The sequence below is a fragment of the Pedococcus sp. P5_B7 genome (genome assembly GCF_054049895.1).
Map to the genome: position 1 here is coordinate 116,241 of NZ_JBFULM010000006.1, position 20,514 is coordinate 136,754.

Annotated in this window: 20 protein-coding genes and 1 tRNA gene; 9 read left to right on the top strand and 12 right to left on the bottom strand. The window is 70.8% G+C overall.

What is annotated here, in order from left to right; genetic code table 11:
- Positions 1-9: 9 nt before the first annotated feature.
- A complete protein-coding gene (locus ACXJKD_RS14395) occupies positions 10-1,122 on the bottom strand; it encodes a site-2 protease family protein (protein ID WP_457255304.1) in 1,113 nt (370 codons plus the stop codon).
- Positions 1,123-1,256: 134 nt separating this feature from the next.
- On the opposite strand from ACXJKD_RS14395, the gene metH reads away from it, so the two are divergent.
- Both metH and ACXJKD_RS14405 read left to right on the top strand, forming a co-directional pair.
- Positions 1,257-4,982 (top strand): methionine synthase, encoded by a 3,726-nt coding sequence (gene metH / locus ACXJKD_RS14400; RefSeq protein WP_457255600.1) that lies wholly within the window; start codon positions 1,257-1,259, stop codon positions 4,980-4,982.
- A 48-nt stretch (positions 4,983-5,030) separates the two neighbouring features.
- On the top strand, positions 5,031-5,876 hold the full coding sequence (locus ACXJKD_RS14405) for a RecB family exonuclease (protein WP_457255305.1): 846 nt from the start codon (positions 5,031-5,033) through the stop codon (positions 5,874-5,876).
- Between the two features lie 27 nt (positions 5,877-5,903).
- Here the strand turns inward: ACXJKD_RS14405 and ACXJKD_RS14410 are convergent, their stop codons facing one another.
- On the bottom strand, positions 5,904-6,623 hold the full coding sequence (locus ACXJKD_RS14410) for an HAD family hydrolase (RefSeq protein WP_457255306.1): 720 nt from the start codon (positions 6,621-6,623) through the stop codon (positions 5,904-5,906).
- 177 nt (positions 6,624-6,800) lie between these two features.
- Here ACXJKD_RS14410 and ACXJKD_RS14415 point away from each other — a divergent pair, with 177 nt between their 5' ends.
- A complete protein-coding gene (locus tag ACXJKD_RS14415; RefSeq protein ID WP_457255601.1) occupies positions 6,801-7,652 on the top strand; it encodes a PAC2 family protein in 852 nt (283 codons plus the stop codon).
- A gap of 30 nt (positions 7,653-7,682) precedes the next feature.
- On the opposite strand, the gene mshC is transcribed toward ACXJKD_RS14415, so the two are convergent.
- From mshC to ACXJKD_RS14435, 4 genes are read right to left on the bottom strand one after another with little or no spacing between them, the layout of a single operon-like run.
- Positions 7,683-8,930, bottom strand: coding sequence for a cysteine--1-D-myo-inosityl 2-amino-2-deoxy-alpha-D-glucopyranoside ligase (gene mshC / locus ACXJKD_RS14420; protein WP_457255307.1), 1,248 nt, complete (start codon positions 8,928-8,930; stop codon positions 7,683-7,685).
- Positions 8,931-8,952: 22 nt separating this feature from the next.
- Positions 8,953-9,825 (bottom strand): SCO1664 family protein, encoded by an 873-nt coding sequence (locus ACXJKD_RS14425; protein ID WP_457255602.1) that lies wholly within the window; start codon positions 9,823-9,825, stop codon positions 8,953-8,955.
- Positions 9,762-10,301 carry a DUF3090 domain-containing protein gene (locus ACXJKD_RS14430; protein ID WP_457255308.1) on the bottom strand — a complete coding sequence of 180 codons (540 nt, stop codon included), beginning with the start codon at positions 10,299-10,301 and terminating at the stop codon, positions 9,762-9,764. Before ACXJKD_RS14430 ends, ACXJKD_RS14425 begins: the two co-directional genes overlap by 64 nt.
- Before the next feature lie 9 nt (positions 10,302-10,310).
- Positions 10,311-11,021: an MSMEG_4193 family putative phosphomutase gene (locus tag ACXJKD_RS14435; protein ID WP_457255309.1), complete on the bottom strand. Its 711-nt coding sequence runs from the start codon at positions 11,019-11,021 to the stop codon at positions 10,311-10,313.
- A 58-nt stretch (positions 11,022-11,079) separates the two neighbouring features.
- Here ACXJKD_RS14435 and corA point away from each other — a divergent pair, with 58 nt between their 5' ends.
- Complete coding sequence (corA, locus tag ACXJKD_RS14440) at positions 11,080-12,060, top strand: magnesium/cobalt transporter CorA (protein ID WP_457255310.1); 981 nt, start codon at positions 11,080-11,082, stop codon at positions 12,058-12,060.
- 18 nt (positions 12,061-12,078) lie between these two features.
- Here corA and ACXJKD_RS14445 read toward each other — a convergent pair whose 3' ends face one another.
- Both ACXJKD_RS14445 and ACXJKD_RS14450 read right to left on the bottom strand, forming a co-directional pair.
- On the bottom strand, positions 12,079-12,936 hold the full coding sequence (locus ACXJKD_RS14445; protein WP_457255311.1) for an undecaprenyl-diphosphate phosphatase: 858 nt from the start codon (positions 12,934-12,936) through the stop codon (positions 12,079-12,081).
- Between the two features lie 52 nt (positions 12,937-12,988).
- The gene (locus ACXJKD_RS14450) at positions 12,989-14,047 is read right to left on the bottom strand and encodes an LLM class F420-dependent oxidoreductase (protein ID WP_457255312.1); all 1,059 of its coding nucleotides are present in this window, start codon (positions 14,045-14,047) and stop codon (positions 12,989-12,991) included.
- Positions 14,048-14,111: 64 nt separating this feature from the next.
- Between ACXJKD_RS14450 and ACXJKD_RS14455 the strand changes: the two genes are divergently transcribed.
- The gene (locus ACXJKD_RS14455; RefSeq protein ID WP_457255313.1) at positions 14,112-15,050 is read left to right on the top strand and encodes an aldo/keto reductase; all 939 of its coding nucleotides are present in this window, start codon (positions 14,112-14,114) and stop codon (positions 15,048-15,050) included.
- Positions 15,051-15,054: 4 nt separating this feature from the next.
- Here the strand turns inward: ACXJKD_RS14455 and ACXJKD_RS14460 are convergent, their stop codons facing one another.
- Positions 15,055-15,420 (bottom strand): primosomal protein, encoded by a 366-nt coding sequence (locus ACXJKD_RS14460; RefSeq protein WP_457255314.1) that lies wholly within the window; start codon positions 15,418-15,420, stop codon positions 15,055-15,057.
- A gap of 39 nt (positions 15,421-15,459) precedes the next feature.
- Here ACXJKD_RS14460 and ACXJKD_RS14465 point away from each other — a divergent pair, with 39 nt between their 5' ends.
- On the top strand, positions 15,460-15,645 hold the full coding sequence (locus tag ACXJKD_RS14465; RefSeq protein WP_057377450.1) for a DUF5703 family protein: 186 nt from the start codon (positions 15,460-15,462) through the stop codon (positions 15,643-15,645).
- Positions 15,646-15,689: 44 nt separating this feature from the next.
- On the opposite strand, the gene ACXJKD_RS14470 is transcribed toward ACXJKD_RS14465, so the two are convergent.
- Both ACXJKD_RS14470 and ACXJKD_RS14475 read right to left on the bottom strand, forming a co-directional pair.
- Positions 15,690-16,415 (bottom strand): hypothetical protein, encoded by a 726-nt coding sequence (locus tag ACXJKD_RS14470; RefSeq protein WP_457255315.1) that lies wholly within the window; start codon positions 16,413-16,415, stop codon positions 15,690-15,692.
- Positions 16,416-16,534: 119 nt separating this feature from the next.
- The gene (locus ACXJKD_RS14475; protein WP_457255316.1) at positions 16,535-17,875 is read right to left on the bottom strand and encodes a M20/M25/M40 family metallo-hydrolase; all 1,341 of its coding nucleotides are present in this window, start codon (positions 17,873-17,875) and stop codon (positions 16,535-16,537) included.
- Between the two features lie 149 nt (positions 17,876-18,024).
- Here ACXJKD_RS14475 and ACXJKD_RS14480 point away from each other — a divergent pair.
- Positions 18,025-18,112, top strand: a tRNA-Leu gene (locus ACXJKD_RS14480).
- A 50-nt stretch (positions 18,113-18,162) separates the two neighbouring features.
- Here ACXJKD_RS14480 and ACXJKD_RS14485 read toward each other — a convergent pair.
- On the bottom strand, positions 18,163-19,347 hold the full coding sequence (locus tag ACXJKD_RS14485) for a phosphodiester glycosidase family protein (protein ID WP_457255317.1): 1,185 nt from the start codon (positions 19,345-19,347) through the stop codon (positions 18,163-18,165).
- Positions 19,348-19,495: 148 nt separating this feature from the next.
- Here ACXJKD_RS14485 and ACXJKD_RS14490 point away from each other — a divergent pair, with 148 nt between their 5' ends.
- Together ACXJKD_RS14490 and ACXJKD_RS14495 are read left to right on the top strand one after the other, a co-directional pair.
- Positions 19,496-20,224, top strand: coding sequence for a sulfite exporter TauE/SafE family protein (locus ACXJKD_RS14490; protein ID WP_457255318.1), 729 nt, complete (start codon positions 19,496-19,498; stop codon positions 20,222-20,224).
- Between the two features lie 105 nt (positions 20,225-20,329).
- Positions 20,330-20,512, top strand: a complete 183-nt coding sequence (locus ACXJKD_RS14495; RefSeq protein ID WP_056921044.1) for a hypothetical protein — start codon at positions 20,330-20,332, stop codon at positions 20,510-20,512.
- Positions 20,513-20,514 lie beyond the last annotated feature (2 nt).

The window sequence follows — 20,514 nt, forward strand, 5'->3', positions numbered from 1 at the left end:
CCGGCGAGTCTAGTTGCGGGCTGCGGCCTCGTTGACCAGCCGGGCGTGGGCGATGCCGTAGACCCGTCCGTGCCAGGTCAGGACCACGTCCTGGTGGCCGGTCGACTGCATGACCTCGACCACGGCCAGCGCGTTCGCATCGGGTGAGACCTCGAGGACGTTGTCGTCCGGGATGCGCACCACCGCGGAGCTGAGCGGGGCTTCCGGATCCAGACCGGGTGGGGTGCCGCCGTCGGGTGAGGCGAGGAAGAGGCACGGTATGCCGCGCGCGTCCGTCGTGACGACGGCGTCGGGGTGGGCGATGGCGACGCGCAGAGGAGTGCGTGGGTCGAGGAAGACGGCCGGCTCCATGACCTGCGCGACGTGGAGCGCCTCCCACTGGGACAGTGCCTGGCCCCGGCGGATGGACTGCGTGGCGCCGCTCCAGAGCACTGATCCGATGACCAGCACCCAGATGGAGTCGAGACCGATCTGCTCGCCCTGCGCGAGCGGCCGGACGAAGAACCAGAGGACCAGGAGGACGGTCAGCACCCTCCCGCACCACCCGGCGACCACGGAGCCCTTGTTGCGGTTGCCGGTGGCCTTCCAGACCAGGCTCTCGACGACCTGTCCGCCGTCCAGCGGCATGCCCGGGAGGAAGTTCAGCACCGCGAGCGAGCCGTTGATGATGACCAGACCCGTCAGCAGGGTGCTCATGCGGTCACCGGAGGTGGTGAGGAGGAGCAGCCATGCCACCACGGCGAGCACGGCGTTCGAGGCCGGCCCCGCGGCCGCGATCGCCGCCAGCCTCCCGGGGGTGCTGCGAGCGGCCTCGAAGGAGGTGTGGCCACCCCACAGGTTCGCGACGATGCGGATCACCGGCATCTTGAACACCCGAGCGGTCACGGCGTGGGCGGCCTCGTGGACCAGCACGCTGACGAGGAGCAGGAGCGCCTGCGTGACGCCGATGGCGATCCCGGTGCCGACCCTGTCCGGGAAGTAGGGGGTGGCCACGATCGCGACGATCACGGCGGCGATGAGGAACCAGCTGGGGGCCAGGTAGACGGGCACCCCGCCGACGCGGGCGATGCGCACGCCGTGGCCGGACTCCTCCGGCTGTTGCTCGGGAGCCCGCGTCGTCATGCGCAGACCCTACGTGACCGGCCACGACCTCCCGGCCGCCACTAGGCCATACTTGTGCGGTGTCCGACTCCCCCGCGCTGCAGCCCGACGCCACCGACCAGCTGAAGACCGCTCTGACCGAGCGGATCCTCGTGATGGACGGCGCCATGGGCACGATGATCCAGCGCGAGGGGCTGGGCGAGGACGACTACCGGGGCGAGCGGTTCGCCGACTGGGAGAGTGACCTCAAGGGCAACAACGACCTGCTGAGCCTCACCCAGCCGGAGATCATCCGAGGCATCCACGCGGCATACCTCGAAGCGGGTGCCGACCTCATCGAGACCAACACCTTCAACGCCCAGCGGATCTCGCTCGCCGACTACGGCATGGAGGCGCTCGCCTACGAGTTCAACCTCGAGTCCGCGCGACTGGCCCGGCAGGCCTGCGACGCGATGACTGAGAAGACCCCGGACCGGCCGCGGTGGGTGCTCGGCGCCCTGGGCCCGACCAACCGCACCGCGTCGATCTCGCCCGACGTCAACGACCCCGGCAAGCGCAACGTCACCTTCGACGAGCTGGTCGAGGCCTACCTCGAGCAGGCGCGTGGCCTGGTCGACGGGGGCAGCGACCTGCTCATCGTCGAGACGATCTTCGACACGCTCAACGCCAAGGCGGCGATCTTCGCCCTCGAGACCCTGTTCGAGGAGCACGAGCGCCGCTGGCCCGTGATCATCTCCGGCACCATCACCGACGCGTCGGGACGCACCCTCTCGGGTCAGGTCACCGAGGCGTTCTGGAACTCGGTGCGCCACGCCCGTCCCCTCGCCGTGGGCCTCAACTGCGCCCTCGGCGCCGCCGAGATGCGCCCGTATGCCGCGGAGCTGGCCCGCGTGGCCGACACCTTCGTCTCGTGCTACCCCAACGCCGGCCTGCCCAACGCGTTCGGCGAGTACGACGAGACCCCCGACGCGATGGCGGGCGTCGTGGGCGAGTTCGCCGAGGCCGGGCTGGTCAACCTGCTCGGTGGCTGCTGCGGCACCACGCCCGACCACATCGCGGCGATCGCCAAGGCCGCCTCGGACCAGAAGCCGCGGGTGCCGGCCGAGGTCGCGCCCGCCCTGCGCCTGTCGGGGCTGGAGCCGCTGACCGTCACCGAGGAGTCGTTGTTCGTCAACGTCGGCGAGCGGACCAACATCACCGGGTCGGCGCGGTTCCGCAAGCTCATCCAGGCCGAGGACTACGGCACCGCGCTCAACGTCGCGCGGCAGCAGGTCGAGTCGGGCGCGCAGGTCATCGACATCAACATGGACGAGGGGATGATCGACGGCGTCGCCGCGATGGACCGCTTCGTCAAGCTGGTCGCGACCGAGCCCGACATCTCGCGGGTCCCCCTGATGGTCGACTCCTCGAAGTGGGACGTCATCGAGGCCGGGCTCAAGTGCGTCCAGGGCAAGTCGATCGTCAACTCCATCTCGATGAAGGAGGGCGTCGAGCCGTTCATCGAGCACGCCCGGCTGTGCCGCAAGTACGGCGCGGCGGTGGTCGTGATGGCGTTCGACGAGGACGGCCAGGCCGACTCGCTCCAGCGTCGCAAGGAGATCTGCCAGCGGGCCTACGACATCCTCACCACGGAGGTCGGGTTCCCCGCCGAGGACATCATCTTCGACCCCAACATCTTCGCGGTGGCGACGGGCATCGAGGAGCATGCGGCCTACGGCACCGACTTCATCGACGCGACCCGGTGGATCAAGGAGCACCTGCCGGGTGCGCTCGTCTCCGGAGGCGTCTCCAACGTGTCGTTCTCGTTCCGCGGCAACAACGCCGTGCGCGAGGCGATCCACGCCGTGTTCCTCTACCACGCCATCCAGGCGGGCATGGACATGGGAATCGTCAACGCCGGTGCCCTGGTCGTCTACGACCAGGTCGACCCCGAGCTCCGCGAACGCATCGAGGACGTCATCCTCAACCGGCGTCCCGACTCCACCGAGCGGCTGCTCGAGATCGCCGACTCGTTCAACACCGGCGACACCAAGCAGGAGGCGATCGCCGAGGAGTGGCGCTCCCTGCCGGTCGGCGAACGCATCACCTACGCCCTGGTCAAGGGCCTCGACGAGCACGCCGAGACCGACACCGAGGAGCTCCGCCAGGAGATCTCGGCGCGCGGCGGTCGACCCATCGAGGTCATCGAGGGGCCGCTCATGGACGGCATGAACGTCGTGGGCGACCTCTTCGGCGCGGGCAAGATGTTCCTGCCGCAGGTGGTGAAGTCGGCGCGGGTCATGAAGAAGGCGGTCGCCTACCTCATCCCCTTCATCGAGGCGGAGAAGACCGAGGCCGAGGTCGCCGAGAACCGGGCCAAGGGCAAGGTCATCATGGCCACCGTCAAGGGCGACGTGCACGACATCGGCAAGAACATCGTCGGCGTCGTCCTCCAGTGCAACAACTACGACGTGGTCGACCTCGGCGTGATGGTGCCGGCCCAGAAGATCCTCGATGCCGCCAGGGCCGAGAAGGCCGACGTCATCGGGCTGTCCGGGCTGATCACCCCGAGCCTCGACGAGATGGTGAACTTCGCGACCGAGATGGAGCGTCAGGGCTTCGACCTGCCGCTGCTCATCGGGGGTGCCACCACCTCACGGGCCCACACCGCCGTCAAGGTGGACCAGAAGTACCACGGCCCGGTCGTGTGGGTGAAGGACGCCTCGCGCTCGGTGCCGGTGGTCGCCCAGCTGCTGTCGGACGAGCTGCGCCCCAAGCTGATGGCCGAGGTCAAGGCCGACTTCGACTCGCTGCGCGCCCGGCACGCCGCCAAGACGACCGAGCGTCCGCTCGTGTCGATCGAGAAGGCCCGCGAGCTGGCCACGCCGATCGACTGGAGCGGCTACCGCCCGCCGGTGCCCCACCTCGTGGCAGCACAGGAGAAGGAGCTGCTGCGCCGTCAGTCGGGCAGCGACCGCAACCGCACGGTCACGCAGTTCGTGCGCACCTTCAAGGACTACCCGATCGCCGAGCTGCGCGACTACATCGACTGGGGCCCGTTCTTCCTGGCCTGGGAGATGAAGGGTCGCTTCCCGGACATCCTCAACAACCCCGCGACGGGCGAGGCCGCGACCCGGCTCTACCAGGACGCGCAGAAGATGCTCGACCAGATCATCGAGCACAAGTGGCTGCGCGCCAACGGCGTCATCGGCCTCTTCCCGGCCAACTCGGTGGGCGACGACATCGAGGTCTACACCGACGAGTCCCGCGAGACCGTGGCCACGACCCTGCACACGCTCCGGCAGCAGGGGCAGCACCGGGAGGGCATCCCCAACCGGGCGATGTCCGACTTCGTCGCGCCCAAGGACAGCGGGCGCTCCGACCACGTCGGGGCCTTCGCCGTCACCGCCGGTCTCGGGTCGCACGACAAGGTCAACGAGTTCAAGGCCGCGATGGACGACTACAACGCGATCCTCCTCGAGGCCCTGGCCGACCGGCTGGCCGAGGCGTTCGCCGAGCGGATGCACGAGCGGGTGCGGCACGACTTCTGGGGCTACGCCCCCGACGAGCACCTCAAGAACCCCGACCTGATCGCCGAGAAGTACGTCGGCATCCGGCCGGCGCCGGGCTACCCCGCCTGCCCCGACCACACCGAGAAGGCCCTCCTGTGGGACCTGCTCCAGGTCGAGCAGAACACCGGGATGGAGCTGACCGAGTCGATGGCCATGTGGCCGGGCGCCTCGGTCTCCGGGTGGTACTTCTCGCACCCGCAGTCCCAGTACTTCGTCGTGGGTCGCCTGGGCCGGGACCAGATCGAGGACTACGCCGAGCGGAAGGGCTGGACCCTCTCCGAGGCCGAGCGCTGGCTGGCCCCCAACCTCGGATACCTGCCCGAGGACTGACGGCACGCCGCGGCACCGTTGTCGGCGCCGCGGCATACCGTGTGATCCATGGTTCCCGCCCTCTCACCGAGCCGGGCCTCGGACTTCAAGCAGTGTCCGTTGCTCTACCGGTTCCGCACCATCGACAAGCTGCCCTCGCCGCCCAGCCCTGCTGCGGCGCGGGGCACGCTGGTGCACGCGGTGCTGGAGCGGTTGTTCGACCTCCCGGCCGACGAGCGCACCCCGGCGGCCGCCCAAGCGCTGTTGGGCCCCCAGTGGGCAGCCCTGGTCGAGCAGGAGCCCGAGCTCGCGGCGATGATCGCCGACGACGACAAGCTCACCGAGGCCGGCTGGTTCGGTGACGCGCAGGCCCTGATCGAGACCTGGTTCACCCTCGAGGACCCGACCCGCCTCGAGCCCGCAGAGCGCGAGCTCTATGTCGAGACCGATGTCGACGGGCTGGTCCTGCGTGGCTACGTCGACCGCCTCGACGTAGCCGCCGACGGGGCGATGCGCGTCGTCGACTACAAGACCGGGCGGTCCCCCAGTGAGCTGTTCGAGGGCAAGGCGCTGTTCCAGATGAAGTTCTACGCCTTGGTGCTGTGGCGGCTGCGCGGTGAGATCCCGCGACTGCTCCAGCTGGTCTACCTCGGCAACGGCGAGGTCGTCCGCTACACCCCCGACGAGCACGACCTGCTCAGCCTCGAGCGCAACCTCAAGGCGGTCTGGACCGCGATCGAACGGGCGGCGACGACGGGCGACTGGCGACCCAAGACCTCGCGGCTGTGCGACTGGTGCGACTTCCGCGAGTTCTGCCCGGCCTGGGGCGGCACTCCCCCGCCGCTGCCGCCTGACGCCGCCCTGATCGCGCTCAACCCGGCGATCTCGGGTCAGGTCGCGCCGACGGACGAGTGAGCGGCGCCAACCCATGCACCAGGCGAGTCAGCGCCGGTGCTGGAGGGCTTTGTCGACGAGAAGGCGGAGGTCGGCCGGGGTCAGCCCGCGCAAGCTCGGAGCCTGCACCGCGCCGGCGATGATCGGCACCGGCACGACGTGGGGCACCGCCAGCGTGGGCACGCCTGCGGCGACGGCGGACCGGACCCCCGTCGGTGAGTCCTCGATGGCAATGCAGTCGGTCACCTCGACACCGAGGGCCCGGGCCGCTGCGAGGTAGGGCTCGGGGTGCGGCTTGCCGTGCTCCACCTCGTCCCCGGTGATCACCGCAGCGAAGGTGCCCTCGGGGAGAGCCGCGAGGACGCTGTCGGCCAACGACCGCCACGACATGGTCACGAGGGCGTTCGGCACGCCGGCCTCGCGGAGGGCGGTGAGCAGCTCGATGGCACCGGGCCGCCACGGGACGTGCTCGGTGACCTGGGCGATGACGCGCCGCAGCAGGTCCTCGACGATCTCGACGGGCTCGAGCGTGATGGGGCTGTTGTCGCGGATGAACTCGGCCGAGACCATGAGGTCGTTGCCGACGAGCTGGTGCGCGTACTCGTCGTTCCAGACCCCTCCCGCCTCCTCCACGATGGCGTGCTCGGCGTTGATCCAGTACGGCTCGGTGTCGACGAGGGTGCCATCCATGTCCCAGAAGACCGCCGCAGGCAGGTCCGCTGCGCGGGAGGTCGAGGGCTCGCTGGCGAGCGGGTGCTGAGACGGCATTGCGGAGGAGCCTTCGTGGTGCGGGAGTGGCGGCGCGCCCGACTATACGCAGCCGTGCGGATGCCTCCGCACCGCGGACCGTAGGCTGGGCGGGACAGCGGTGCCGCCTGCAGGGGCTGTGTGGATTCACGGCTGCGTATTCTTCAAGGCTGTGTCTCATTCAAGAAGGGAGCGATGGTGATCGAACTCGAAGACGTCCCGGAGCTCAACAACCCCGTCGTGATTGCGGCCTTCGAGGGCTGGAACGACGCGGGCGAGGCGGCCACGGCCGTGATCGACCACCTCATCGACGTGTGGGATGCTGACGCCATCGCGGCGCTCGACCCCGAGGACTACTACGACTTCCAGGTGAACCGTCCGCGCGTCGTCCTCGAGGACGGTCGCCGCCGGATCCACTGGCGCACCACGCGGATCCTGGTGGCCCGCTCTGCCGGGCTGGACCGCGACGTCGTGCTCATCCAGGGCATCGAGCCGTCGTTCCGCTGGCGGGCCTTCACGATCGAGCTGATGGAGTTCGCTCAGGAGGTCGGCGCGAGCACGGTCTTCACGCTCGGCGCCCTGATGGCCGACGTGGCCCACACCCGGCCCATCCCGGTCACCGCCACCTCGGACGACGACGACGTGATCCACCGGTTCGACCTCGAGCCGAGCCGCTACGAGGGACCCACCGGGATCGTCGGCGTCCTCGCTGACGCGGCCACCCAGTCGGGCATGCAGTCGCTCTCGTGCTGGGCTGCGGTCCCCCACTACGCGGGACACTCCCCCTCCCCCAAGGCGACCCTCGCGCTGGTCTCCCGGCTCGAGGAGCTGCTCGACGCCACGATCCCCCACGGCGACCTCGCCGAGGGAGCGAAGGCCTGGGAGCGGGGCATCAACGAGCTCGCCGACACCGACGACGAGGTCGCCGAGTACGTCCAGTCCCTCGAGGAGGCGCAGGACACCGCTGACCTGCCCGAGGCGAGTGGTGACGCCATCGCCCGCGAGTTCGAGCGCTACCTGCGTCGCAGAGGCCAGGAAGGGCCCGGCTGACCCGGGTTTCTCCCGTCAGACGGTGCCTCTTCAGACGCGGACGCCGAGGATGGCGTCGAGCGCGCGGGCGAGCACGCCGGCCGCGGTGCCGTCCGTCCCTCCGCGGGTGAGGGTCTGCTTCGCCCAGGCGTCCACGGCCGCCAGCGCGCCAGGGGTGTCGAGGTCGTCGGCGACCCGCGTGCGGATGGCTTCGACCACCTGGGCCGAGTCGGGGGCCGAGTTGACCGACAGCGCCGAGCGCCAGGTGTCGAGGCGGGCCTGAGCCCGCTCGAGGACCGCGTCGGTCCAGGACCACTCGGTGCGGTAGTGCTGTCCGAGCAGGGCCAGCCGGATCGCCATCGGGTCGACACCGTCGGCCAGCAGCTTGGAGACCAGGACCAGGTTGCCCTTGGACTTGCTCATCTTCGCGCCGTCCAGGCCCACCATCGCCTGGTGGGTGTAGGTCCGGGCGAACGGTCGCTGGTCGGTCAGCACGACGGCCTGGGTGGCGCTCATCTCGTGGTGCGGGAAGACCAGGTCGGTGCCACCACCCTGGACGTCGAAGGCCATGCCCAGGTGGTCCAGCGCGATCGCGGTGCACTCGATGTGCCAGCCCGGACGACCCTGCGGGAGCCCCTCGACGGCCCACGACGGTTCGCCGTCGCGGGCGGCCCGCCACAACAGGGGGTCGAGCCGGTCCCGCTTGCCCGCCCGGTCGGGGTCGCCACCACGGTCGGCGAAGACGGCCAGCATCTGCTCGCGGGTCCAGTTGGAGACCGCCCCGAACCCCACGTCGGTCGAGATGTCGAGGTAGAGGTCGTCGCCCTCGGAGTCCGGGGTGTCGACCGAGTAGGCGGCGCCACGCTCGAGCAGGGCGCGCACGGCAGCGCCCACCGGCTCGATGCTCTCGACGACGCCCACGTAGTGGTCGGGCGGGATGACGGCCAGGGCGGTCATGTCCTCGCGGAAGAGGGCGATCTCCTCCGCCGCCAGGTCCTCCCAGTCGACGCCGTCGCGGGTGGCGCGCTCGAGGAGCGGGTCGTCCACGTCGGTGATGTTCTGCACATACTCCACGTCGTGCCCGGCGTCGCGCAGCGCGCGCCCCAGGACGTCGAACGTCACGTACGTCGCCGCGTGGCCCAGGTGGGTCGCGTCGTAGGGCGTGATCCCGCAGACGTACATCCGCGCCGTCGGGCCGGGCGTGATCGCCCGGACCGCTCCGGTCGCCGAGTCGAAGACCTGCACGGGGTGGCCGGTGCCGGGCACGGCGGGAAGGAACGGGGTGGGCCAGGAGATCACAGCGGAAGCCTACGGGGAGGGCTCAGAGCGGCGGCCACGGGATGGCCGGCCAGTCACCGGACGGCACCGGGTATGCCGCGTCGTCGAGCAATGCGACGCACCGGGCCTGCAGGGCGGTCACCTCGACGGGGGTGAGCAACGGGGCGAGGTCGGCTCGCAGGGGGGACCCGCCGTCGGCCAGGGCGTCTCTCACCCGGGTGATCCGGATGAGGTCGTCGTCCGGGAGCGGCTGTCCGGCGAAGCCCCACAGGACGGTGCGCAGCTTGGGGTCCTCGTGCAGGCTCACCCCGTGGTCGAAGCCGCGGAGGCGCTCGCCTTCGCGGACCAGGTGCGACCCCTTGCGGTCGGAGTTGTTGATGACCGCGTCGAACGCGGCGACGGAGCGGACCACCGGGCTGTCCTCGTGGACGACGACCACCGGCCGGCCCCGCTCGTCCTCTCCGCTCAGCACGGCCAGCCAGCCCGGCGGCACCGCGTCGGGCGTGACCAGGTCGACCACGTACTCAGGGGCCGTCTCCGGGTCACCCACCCAGCGCTGCACCGAGCCCGGACCTCGTGGCCCGTCGCGCAGGACCGTCTCGGGCACGACGTCCCACCCGCCGGTCGAGCTGATCAGGTGGGCGGCGACCTCGCGGGCGGCCAGCGACCCGTCCGGGAAGTCCCAGAGCGGTCGTTCGCCCCGGATCGGCTTGTAGATCGCCAGCGGTCCCTCGTCGTCCTCGAGCCGGACCAGCAGCGCGAGGTTCGAGGCGTCGGCCAGCGCTCCCAGCACCACCAGGTCTGCGCGCGTCAGGAGGTCGAGGGAGACCGACGGGCCGCCTGCGGGCTGGGTCAGCGCTTGTACCCGTTCGAGCGCGGGCAGATGTGCCCCTCGGGTTCGAGCGGGCCACCACAGAACGGGCAGGGCGGTCGCCCCGCGGACACGACGGACTGGGCCCGCCTCGCGAATGCGCGGGCCCTGGAGGGTGGCAGCACGACCCGCATCTGTCGCGGCTCCTCGGCGAGGACCTCCGGGTCGACACCCGCCTCCGGGTCGTCAGGGTCGCGGTCGAGGGCCTCGATGATGATCACCTGTCTGTCCTCGTCCCAGGCCAGGCTCAGGGTCGTGACCCGGAAGTCGTCCTCGATGGGGGTGTCGAGCGGCGCGTTGTCGACCACCTCGGCGGTCGCGTGGGCGGCTCCCTCGCCCCCGGCATAGCTGTCGAGCAGGTCGTTGATCCGGTCGGCGAGGACCGAGACCTGCTGCTTCTCCAGCGAGACGCTGGTCAGGCGGCGTCCCTCACTGGCCTGGAGGAAGAAGGTCCGCTGCCCCGGCGGACCGACGGTCCCGGCGACGAACCGGTCCGGTGGATCAAACTCGACGAGCCCCATGGCAAAACTCTAACCGGCTCCCCCACCGACGGTTGCGTCGCCCGACTCCGGGGCCTCCGCCGGTGTCTCCGCCGGGGGCTGGAAACGCGTGAGGTCGGGCGCGAGGTCGTTGGCGGCCAGGAGGAAGGTGTGCCGGCTGCCGTAGCGCACGACCGACACCGAGGCGGGGTCCGCGGTGTAGCGCTGGAAGCGGGCCAGACCCGACCCGGTAGCGTCGGCCAGCGTGGCCTTGAGCAGGTCGCCGTGCGTGACCGCCGCCCACAGCGCGGACTCCCCCGACGTGGCCCCGACCTCGGCGTCGTGACGCCGGACGGCAGCGACGACCCGGTCACTCATCTCGCGCAGGCTCTCCGCGGCATACCGGTCGTCGTCGGGGAACCGCGCGACCTCGGGGTCGTCCTGCACGGTCCGCCAGAGCGGCTCCTTGGCCAGGTCCTTGAGCGCCCGGCCGGTCCACGCGCCGTAGGCGCACTCCTGCAGGTCGTCGTCGACCGTGACCTCGACGCCGGCCGCGGCTGCGAGGGGCCCCGCTGTCTCGAGGCAGCGTTCCAGGGGGCTGCTCACCACGCGCACGACAGGGAGGTCACGGAACCGCTCGGCCAGCTGCGCGGCCTGCTCCCGCCCCCGATCGGTGAGGTGTATGCCGGGTAGCCGGCCCGCGAGGACTCCGTCCCCGTTGGCGCTCGAGTGGCCGTGGCGGACCAGCAGGACGGTGGGCACGTGCGCACTCTACGGCGCGCTTCTCGCGGGACCGTCGCGGACGTGGTGAAGTAGCCCCGTGATCGTCGACCAAGCCATCTACCGCCAAGGCCAGCGTCACCCGTGCGGCGACCTCAGCGACGCCCTCGAGGACCTGCGCGGCGGCGACGACCCGCACGGGTTCCTCTGGATCGGGCTGAAGAACCCCACCGACGCCGAGTTCGACCTCGTCAACGACGAGCTCAAGCTCCACCCGCTCGCGGTCGAGGACGCCGTCAAGGGCAACCAGCGACCCAAGGTCGAGCTGTTCGACAACACCATCTTCGTCGTGATGAAGACCTTGCGGTACATCGAGGAGACCTCGGACGTCGAGACCGGTGAGGTGATGCTGTTCGTCGGCGACCGGTTCGTCGTGACGGTGCGACGAGGCGAGGCCAACCCCCTCGCGGGGGTGCGCCAGGCGCTCGAGGGCAATGTCGCCAGCCTGCGTCACGGCGCCATCGCGGTCGTCCACGCGGTGATGGACAGCATCATCGACAACTACGTCTCCATCGACGCCGAGCTCCAGAAGGACCTCGAGGACATCGAGGCGTCGGTCTTCTCGGGCAGCAACAAGGTCAGCTCGTCGACGATCTACCGGCTCAAGCGCGAGGTCCTGGAGTTCCGGCGGGCCGCCGTCCCCCTGGCCGCGCCACTCAAGATGCTCCACGACGGGTCGCGCTCACCGTTGCCACAGAAGGAGGTGCGACTGCTCTTCCGCGACGTGGCCGACCACCTGCTCGCGGTGATCGACCACGTGGAGTCCTACGACCGGCTGCTCACCGACATCCTCAACGCCCACCTCGCCCAGATCTCGGTCCAGCAGAACTCCGACATGCGCAAGATCTCGGCCTGGGTCGCCATCGCCGCCGTACCCACGATGATCGCGGGGATCTACGGCATGAACTTCGAGAACATGCCCGAGCTGAAGTGGCACTACGGCTACTTCATCGTCGTGGGCATCATGGGCGCCGCGTGCCTGGGGCTCTACCGCGCGTTCCGCAAGTCCGGCTGGCTGTAGGACCGCCGGCCGGCCGACCTAGGTGGCGGTCATCCAGCCGGCGGCGAGCACGACGACCAGCACGAGCCCGAGGGCGACGCGGTACCAGACGAAGGCCGTGATCTTGTTGCTGCTCACGAACTTCAGCAGCCACGCGATCGACGCGTAGGCGACGATGAACGACACGATGACCCCGACGATGATCGGGCCGACGCCGAGCAGCTTGAGGTGGTCGGTCTCGCTCAGCATCTCGAAGATGCCGGCCGCCGTGAGGGCCGGGATCGCCATGAAGAAGGACAGCCTCGTCGCGGTCAGCCGGTCGAGGCCCCGGAACAGTCCGGTCGAGATGGTCGCACCGGAGCGGGACACCCCGGGCACCAGCGAGGCGCACTGCACGAGCCCGATGACGAGCCCGTCGATGAGGGTCACCTGTCCCTCGCCGCGCTCCTCGCCCCGCGTCGTCAGCATGGCGTGACGACTCTCGGCGAGCCACATGACGGCGCTCCAGGCGATGAGGGCGGCAGCGACGACCCACAGGCTGCGCAGGCCCCCGCTGATCAGGTCCTTGGCCGCGAAGCCCACGATCCCCACCGGGATCGAGCCCACGATGACCGCCCAGGCGAGCTGGTAGTCGTGGTGGGTGCGGGCCTGGGCGCTGCCGAGACCGGCGAACCAGGCACCGAGCAGCCGGACGATGTCCTTGCGGAAGTAGAGCAGCGTGGCGAAGATCGCGCCCAGCTGGATGACCGCCGTGTAGGCGGTCACCCCAGGGGCGTCGACCGTGAGGCCGAGCAGCTTCTCCGTGATGGTCAGGTGACCCGTGGAGGAGACCGGGAGGAACTCGGTCAGGCCCTCCACGATGCCCAGGATCAGGGCGTCGAGATAGCTCAGGGTCAACGGTCTGCTTTCCGTTCGGTCGGGTGTGGCCGGGAGCGGTGCGGCGCCAATGTCAGAGGCTAGTCTCCCCCATCAGCTCGGCCATGGTTCGCACGACATGCAGCCGCTCCTCGAGCCCTCCGGCGAACGGCGCGACCGAGAGCGTGCCCGTGCCGGCCTCGGCATACCTCGACATCCGGTCGCGGATCCGGTCCCTCGGCCCGATGAGCGAGGTGGCGTCGATGAACTCGAACGGCACGGCGGCTGCGGCGTCCCGGTGCTGCCTGGCGAGGAAGAGGTCCTGCACCTGCGCCGCCGCCTCCTCGAAGCCCATCCGCACGGCCAGCTGGTTGTAGAAGTTCTGCTCGCGGGAGCCCATGCCGCCGATGTAGAGGGCTGCGTAGGGACGGATGGCGTCAGCGGCCGCCGCCACGTCGTCGGCGATGACGACCGGCACCGACGGTGCCAGGTCGAACCCGTCGAGCGGGTCCTCCTCGGTCCCCTTTCCCGCGCGACGTCGGCCCGACACCACCGACTGCACGAGGTCGCCCGAGTGCTCCGGGCTGAAGAAGATCGCGTGCCACCCGTCGGCCACCTCACCGGCCAGCTCGAGGTTCTTCGGGCCGACGGCCGCGAGGTAGATGGGCAGGTCGGGGCGCGGCGGGTGGACGGTGAGCTTGAGGGCCTTCCCGGGGCCGTCGGGCAGCGGCAGCGTGAAGTGCCGCCCGGCGTACGCGAGGCTCTCGCGGCGCAGCGCCATGCGCACGATGTCGACGTACTCGCGGGTGCGGCCCAACGGGGCGGCGAACGGGACGCCGTGCCACCCCTCGCTCACCTGCGGACCACTGACGCCGAGCCCCAGCCGGAAGCGACCCTTCGACAGGGTGTCGAGGGTCGCGGCGGTCATCGCCGTCATGGCGGGCGTGCGGGCCGGGATCTGCATGACCGCGGCCCCCAGGTCGATCCGCTCGGTCAGCGCCCCGATCCAGGAGAGCACGGTGGGCACGTCCGAGCCGTACGCCTCCGCGGCCCACGCCACGGCATACCCGAGGCGGTCGGCCTCCTGCGCGACGGCCACGTTGTCCTGGTCCACACCCATGCCGAAGTAGCCGAGGTTCACTCCGAGTTCCATGGGAGCGAGGTTAGCGGCGGGTGCGCCGCAGGAACCCGGCGTGGGCCGACTACCGTACGGAACCATGCGTCAGCGACGAATGGGCAGCTCCGGTCTCTCGGTCTCCCGTCTTGCCCTCGGCACGATGACCTGGGGCCGCACGACCGACGAAGAGGGCGCCCGCGAGCAGCTGCGCACGTTCCTCGACGCGGGGGGCACCTTGGTCGACACGGCCCACGGCTACTCCGACGGCACCTCCGAGGAGATCATCGGCCGGCTGATCGAGGACGACGTGCCGCGCGAGGACCTCGTCATCTGCACCAAGTCGGGGATCTCTCGGCGCTCGGGTCACCGGGTCGTCGACACCTCACGCCACAGCCTGCTGAGCCAGCTCGACACGTCTCTCGAACGCCTCGGCACCGACCACGTCGACCTGTGGCTGGTCCACACCTGGTCGGACGAGGCTCCCCTCACCGAGACGCTCTCGGCCCTGGAGTGGGCCGTCAACACCGGCCGGGCGCGCTACGTCGGCGTCTCGAACTTCAGTGGGTGGCAGGTCGCCCGGGCCATGTCGCTGCTCGAGCAGGCGCGAGTCCCGTTGGTGGCCAACGAGGTCGAGTACTCCCTGACCAACCGGACGGCCGAGCCGGACCTGCTTGCCGCCGCCCAGGCCCTCGGGTTCGGGCTGCTCCCCTGGTCTCCGCTGGGTCGCGGTGTCCTGACCGGCAAGTACCGCAACGGGATCCCTGCGGACTCCCGAGCCGCGTCACGCGACTTCCCCCGCTTCACCGCCCGCTACCTCGACGACCGCAGCACGGGCATCGTCGAGGCGTTGGCCATCGCGGCCAAGGGACTCGACGTCAGCCCCACCGAGGTGGCCCTGGCCTGGGTGCGCGATCGCCCGGGCGTCGTCAGCCCGGTGGTCGGGGCGCGCACCACCGCGCAGCTGCGGACCTCACTGGCGAGCGAGTCGCTGGAGCTCCCGGAGGAGCTGGTGGCCGCTCTCGACGAGGTGTCGGTTTGAGCCCTCAGGCCTCGTCGTAGTCCGCGTCGTCCAGGCCTGAGTAGACGCTGCCGTCGCCGTCCTCGTCGCCGTGGTCGTCGAGCTCCTCGTCGTCGTCGTCCGAGTCATCGTCGTCCGAGTCGTCGTCCGAGTCGTCGTCCGAGTCATCGTCGTCGTCGTCCTCGTCGTCACCGTCGTAGATGTCGAGCGGCGTCATCTCGCCGTAGGCCTGGAGGAGGGCGTCGTCGTAGGACGCGAACGCGTCGGCCAGGTCGTCGTAGGCCGCGATGACGGTCGGGTCTTCCTCGCCCCGCTTGGAGGCCGACGCCTCGAGGTGCCGCTCGAACGCGGTCATGAGGTTGGCCAGCGCGCCACGCGGGTCTGCGGTCATGGCTCGACGGTATCGGGTTCTGGGGCAAAATGGCGCTCGATGGTTGAGTACGAGTACCGCGTGGTGAGCTTCACCCGAACCGATTCACGATCCGACATCCGGCGGACGTTGACCGAGCATGCCGAGTACGGCCACTGGGAGCTGCACCGCACCCGCATCTACCTGGGTGGCCAGCAGCGGACCTGGTTGCGCCGCAAGATCATCCGCGCACCTCGCCCGCACTGACGGCGTCAGTGCGGGCGAGCCCCACAGCGGTCCTCGGCGCGCGCTCACCGGACGACTGCGAGCAGGTGTGCCTTGCGCAGGAACGCGAGGCCGAGGGCGATCAACCCTCCCGCCACCACGAGAGTCGGCGCGATCTCGGTCCCGGTGAAGGCCAGCGACGTCGGTAGGCCCGAGCGAGGGTCGGCCGGGCCTCCAGAGCCCGGGCCCGTGGCGCTCGGCACGGCCGACTGCTGCGAGGGGGCTGGGTCACCAACGGCCTTCGGGCACGGGACGACGAGCGGCTGCAGCGGCACCCCCGCCTCCACCAGCTCGGCGATGACGTCGTGGTCGAGGACCACGATGGTCGCCCGAACCGGCAGCACGTCCTGGGGGACGCGGGCACAGACGCCGAGGAACTCCGCCACCGCCGCGTCCACAGCGGCGACGTCGTCGTCAGCAGGAGCCCGCACCTCGGCGCTGGCGCCGGGGTCGTCCTGCGCTTCGCCCGACGGGTCCTGGCCCGGGAGCCCGGGAAGTGTGGGTGGTGCCGGCACCGACGGCAGCGCCGGAGGGCCCGGAGGCGGGCTCGGCAACGCGGGAGCGGCAGTGCCACCGAGCAGCCGGGTGACGGCCGCGGTGGCGGGGTCCGTCACCGTGGTCAGCGCACCACCGAGCGGGGCGGGCGGCGTCGCGGCTCCAGCCGCTCCGGCCGATGACAACCAGACGAGGCCGCCCACCGCCACCGCCCCTCCCAGCCGCGCCAGGTGGGGGCCCGAGAACCTGTGTGCCATCTACTGCTCCTGCCGTCGCGTGGACTCTCATGAGGTCAAACGACGGGCACCACCTGCGGGCTACGCCCACGCATGGCAAAGATTCGGTATGCCGCGGGGCCAGCCCCGCGGCATACCGCTCAGCAGGTGGCGATGAAGCGCTGGAGGACGCGCGTGCCGAACTCGAGCGCGGCCACCGGGACCCGCTCGTCGATGCCGTGGAACATCGGCGCGAAGTCGAGGTCGGCCGGGAGCTGCAGCGGGGCGAACCCGTAGCCCGTGATGCCGAGCTTGCTCAGGGCCTTGTTGTCGGTGCCTCCGGACAGGCAGTAGGGCAGCACCTCGGCGCCAGGGTCCTCGGCCAGGAGGGCAGCCTTCATGGCGTCCACCAGCGGACCCTCGAACGGCGCGTCCAGGGCGATGTCGCGGTGCACGACGTCGACGGTGAGGTGCTCGCCGGCGAGCTCGCGGATGGTGTCGAGGAGCTCGTCGTCGTGACCGGGCAGGAACCGGCAGTCCAGGGAGGCCGAGGCGCTCTGCGGGATGACGTTGTGCTTGTAGCCGGCCTCCGCCATGGTGAAGTTCGCGGTGTCCTGGAGCGTCCCGCGGACGAACCCCTGGGCGCCGCCGAGGTGGTCGAGCAGCTCGTCGAGGTCCTCGTCGGAGTAGGACGTGCCGGTGAGGTCGGACAGCCCGTCGAGCAGCTCGCGGACCGAGGCGATGTACTCGCGCGGCCACTTGTGCTCGTTGACCCGGGTGATCGCCTCGGCGAGGCGGACCAGGGCGTTCTCGTCGTTGGGCACCGAGCCGTGGCCGGCGCGGCCGTGGGCGGTCAGGCGCAGCCAGAGGATGCCCTTCTCGGCGGTCTGCACGAGGTAGGCGCGGGTCTGGCCCTCGGTGGTCGGGATCGTGACGCTGTAGCCGCCGACCTCGGAGACCGCCTCGGTGACCCCCTCGAAGAGCTCGGGGTGGTGGTCGACGACGTGGTGGCTGCCCTTGACCCCACCGGCCTCCTCGTCGGCGAAGAACGCGAAGACGATGTCGCGCGGCGGCTTGGCCCCACGACGGGCGAGGTCGCGGATGTTGGCCAGGATCATCGCGTCCATGTCCTTCATGTCCACCGCGCCGCGACCCCAGATGCAGTCGTCGCGCAGCTCGGCGGACAGCGGGTCGACCTGCCAGTCGTCCGCGTTGGCGGGCACGACGTCGAGGTGGCCGTGGATGCAGAGGGCCGGCCGCTCGCGGTCCTCCCCCTCGACCCGGACCACCACGCTCGTGCGGCCGGGGTCGCTCTCGACCACCGTGGGTTCCAGCCCGACCTCGCGCAGCTGGGCCACGACGTAGTCGGCGGCCTCGCGCTCCCCCGGCCCGCTGCCGTCGCCGTAGTTGGTGCTGTCGATGCGGATCAGGTCGCGGCACAGGCGCACGACCTCGTCGACGGGGCTGGTGGGCTGGCTGCTGGGCTCGGTGACCTCGCTCATGACGTCCAGACTAGGCGTGTCGGGTAGGCCGTGCCCGTGACGTTCTCCCGGGTTCCGTTGAGGGCTGGGCCGTTTGGGAGTTGGGGTGGCCTGCGTGCTATCGTTCCGGGTCGCAGCAGGCCCTCCCCAAGGGGCCTGCGAAGCACCTTGTCCGGGTGGCGGAATGGCAGACGCGCTAGCTTGAGGTGCTAGTGCCCTTTATCGGGCGTGGGGGTTCAAGTCCCCCTCCGGACACCACAGCGAGGACCCCGACACCCACCGTGTCGGGGTCCTTCTGCGTGGGCGGGTCAGCCGGCGGAGAAGACGTTGGGGACGGCCCGTTGCCACTCGGTGCCGGCCCGGTCCAGTCGGATCACCGGGCCAGTGGCCGTGCGCGCCACCATGGTCGTCGAGCCACCACCGTCGAGGTTCGTCGCATCCCAGGATCCCAGCGTGGCCAGGTAGTCGGCCATCTGGTGGATGGTGGCGCCGCCGTAGCGCACCCCGTCGACGGTGGCTCGGCCGGAGACGGTGACGAAGAGCAGGTCACCGCTCTTGGTCCACCCGATGGCGGTGCGCGGCCGCAGCAGCTCGTCGCGGCTGGTGCAGGCGCCGCCGTCCTTGACGCCCCGGTTCAGGAACCGGGCTCCGCGCCCGACGGCCTCGTAGACCGGGAACGGGGCGTCGGTGGAGGCGTGGTAGCTGATGGACACGCTCGTGCCGATCCGGAAGGTGGCCAGCCAGCTCCCGGCCGTGCCGGTGGCCGTCAGGATGGTCTGCCCGGAGGCGGCGGCCTGCCCGCGCGTGGTGCCGGTGCGGACCGCCACGACCTTGCCTCCCGCCACGACGACGTCGGCAGTGCCATAAGGACGACGGGCCTTGCCCCACGACGGCGTGTAGGCGTTGATGCCGCTGCCCGACAGGCTCTGCCAGTTGAGCCCGGTCACTGCCCTGTAGCCATGTCCGGAGGCGGTGACGGTGCCCGTGATCCACAGCCGCGACGGGGCGGAGCGCCCGTCCTTGGCGGTCACGATCGCGGGGTCGTGCGTGGACCGTGCCTTGCGGAGCCAGCCGGAGGTCATCTGCGGCAGGTCGGGCATGGCTCCGACGGTCGGGTTGAACACGCCGCCGTTGACCATCACCACCGAGGTCGGTGCCTCGAGGAAGTACGCCGACGGGATGCGTGAGGTGTTGAGGGTCGACGCTCCGCGAACGCGCGGGTTCGCCGCAGTGGAGGCCGGCACGGTGACGGCCACGATCCGCGTCGACGCCTGCGGGTTGCTCGGGGTCGGCCCGGTGTCCCAGATGCGGGCCGTCGCGCCACCGGCGAGCTTGGTCACGGTAGGCGTGCGCGACAGCAGGGTCGGCGTGGCCCGACACGTCGCCGCGTCCGCGGCCTGTGGCGTGGCCAGGGTGACGGCGCCGGTCAGGCCGGCCACCACGGCCACGGCGGCGCTCAGCGCCACAGGCGTGCGCCAGGTGCGAGCAGTCATCGGTACCGGGTCCTTCGTCGTGCGCAGCCCGGGGGTCGGCTGCTTCACCCGGAAGGGTGCCGTACCCGGGCCGGGGCGCACCAGCGTTCCCGGGAATGGGGGCCGAACACCTGAGGGGGCCGCTTCTCGCAGTGGCTAGGGTCGCAGGGTGCTCGAGGCCCTGCTGCTCGTCGTCGCGGCGCTGCTGATCGGGTACGCCAAGACCGCGATCGGCGGTCTCGCGAGCATCAGCGTCGCCATCTTCGCGAGCGTGATGCCGGCCAGGGAGTCGACCGCGGCGATCCTGTTGCTGCTGATGATCGGCGACGTGGTGGCCGTGTGGCACTACCGGCGCGAGGCCGACTGGGGTCTGTTGCGCCGCCTCATCCCCGCGGTGCTCCCGGGACTCGCCCTCGGCGCGGCCTTCCTCGCCGTGGTCGACGACGCCGTCCTGCGTCGGTCCATCGGGGTGCTCCTGCTCGTGCTGGCCGCCCTCCAGCTGGCCCTGCGCTGGCGGTCGCCCGACGTCGGCCGGGTCGGCAGGTCCCGCACGGCCGCGGTCGGCACCGGCATCGCGGCCGGCTTCACGACCATGACGGCCAACGCGGCGGGTCCCGTGACGACCCTCTACCTCGTGGCGCAGGGGGTCGAGAAGCTGCGGTTCCTCGGGACGAGCGCGCTGCTCTTCTTCGGCGTGAACCTCTGCAAGCTGCCCTTCAGCATCGGGCTCGGGCTGTTCGGTCCCCACACCGTGCAGCGCACCCTGCTCCTGGCGCCGTTCGTCCTGCTCGGGGCCTGGGCGGGGCTCCGGACGGTGCAGCGGCTCAGTCAGGAGCGGTTCGACCAGTCCGTCCTGCTGGCGTCGGCGGTGGCCGCGGTCGCGCTCATCGTCCGCTGAGGGCGGTGCGCTTCCTCAGCCGTTCGGCCATTCCCGGTCGTGAACTCGGCTGACCCCCGGCGCGTCCGCCCACGGCGCAATCGTCTGCCTCCTACCGTCGAAGACGTGAGCACGCAGACCATCCACCGCACCACCAGCCACCACCCGCGCGTCCTGCGCGGGGCGCGGGGCTGGCTGTGGGTGTGCGACTGCGGCAGCGCGTCGTGCCGGACCCCCGCCCAGGCCCCGTTGCCCTGGCGCTCGGCCCTGATCGGTGCGCTGCTGCACTCGTCCACCATCGCGCCCTGACC

Coding starts and splice junctions, on each gene's coding strand:
- ACXJKD_RS14470 (WP_457255315.1), bottom strand. CDS start 16,415: ATGGCACACAGGTTCTCGGGCCCCCACCTGGCGCGGCTGGGAGGGGCG.
- ACXJKD_RS14455 (WP_457255313.1), top strand. CDS start 14,112: ATGCGTCAGCGACGAATGGGCAGCTCCGGTCTCTCGGTCTCCCGTCTT.
- ACXJKD_RS14465 (WP_057377450.1), top strand. CDS start 15,460: ATGGTTGAGTACGAGTACCGCGTGGTGAGCTTCACCCGAACCGATTCA.
- ACXJKD_RS14410 (WP_457255306.1), bottom strand. CDS start 6,623: ATGCCGTCTCAGCACCCGCTCGCCAGCGAGCCCTCGACCTCCCGCGCA.
- metH (WP_457255600.1), top strand. CDS start 1,257: ATGGACGGCGCCATGGGCACGATGATCCAGCGCGAGGGGCTGGGCGAG.
- ACXJKD_RS14485 (WP_457255317.1), bottom strand. CDS start 19,347: ATGACTGCTCGCACCTGGCGCACGCCTGTGGCGCTGAGCGCCGCCGTG.
- ACXJKD_RS14450 (WP_457255312.1), bottom strand. CDS start 14,047: ATGGAACTCGGAGTGAACCTCGGCTACTTCGGCATGGGTGTGGACCAG.
- ACXJKD_RS14460 (WP_457255314.1), bottom strand. CDS start 15,420: ATGACCGCAGACCCGCGTGGCGCGCTGGCCAACCTCATGACCGCGTTC.
- ACXJKD_RS14395 (WP_457255304.1), bottom strand. CDS start 1,122: ATGACGACGCGGGCTCCCGAGCAACAGCCGGAGGAGTCCGGCCACGGC.
- ACXJKD_RS14475 (WP_457255316.1), bottom strand. CDS start 17,875: ATGAGCGAGGTCACCGAGCCCAGCAGCCAGCCCACCAGCCCCGTCGAC.
- ACXJKD_RS14430 (WP_457255308.1), bottom strand. CDS start 10,301: ATGGGGCTCGTCGAGTTTGATCCACCGGACCGGTTCGTCGCCGGGACC.
- ACXJKD_RS14405 (WP_457255305.1), top strand. CDS start 5,031: ATGGTTCCCGCCCTCTCACCGAGCCGGGCCTCGGACTTCAAGCAGTGT.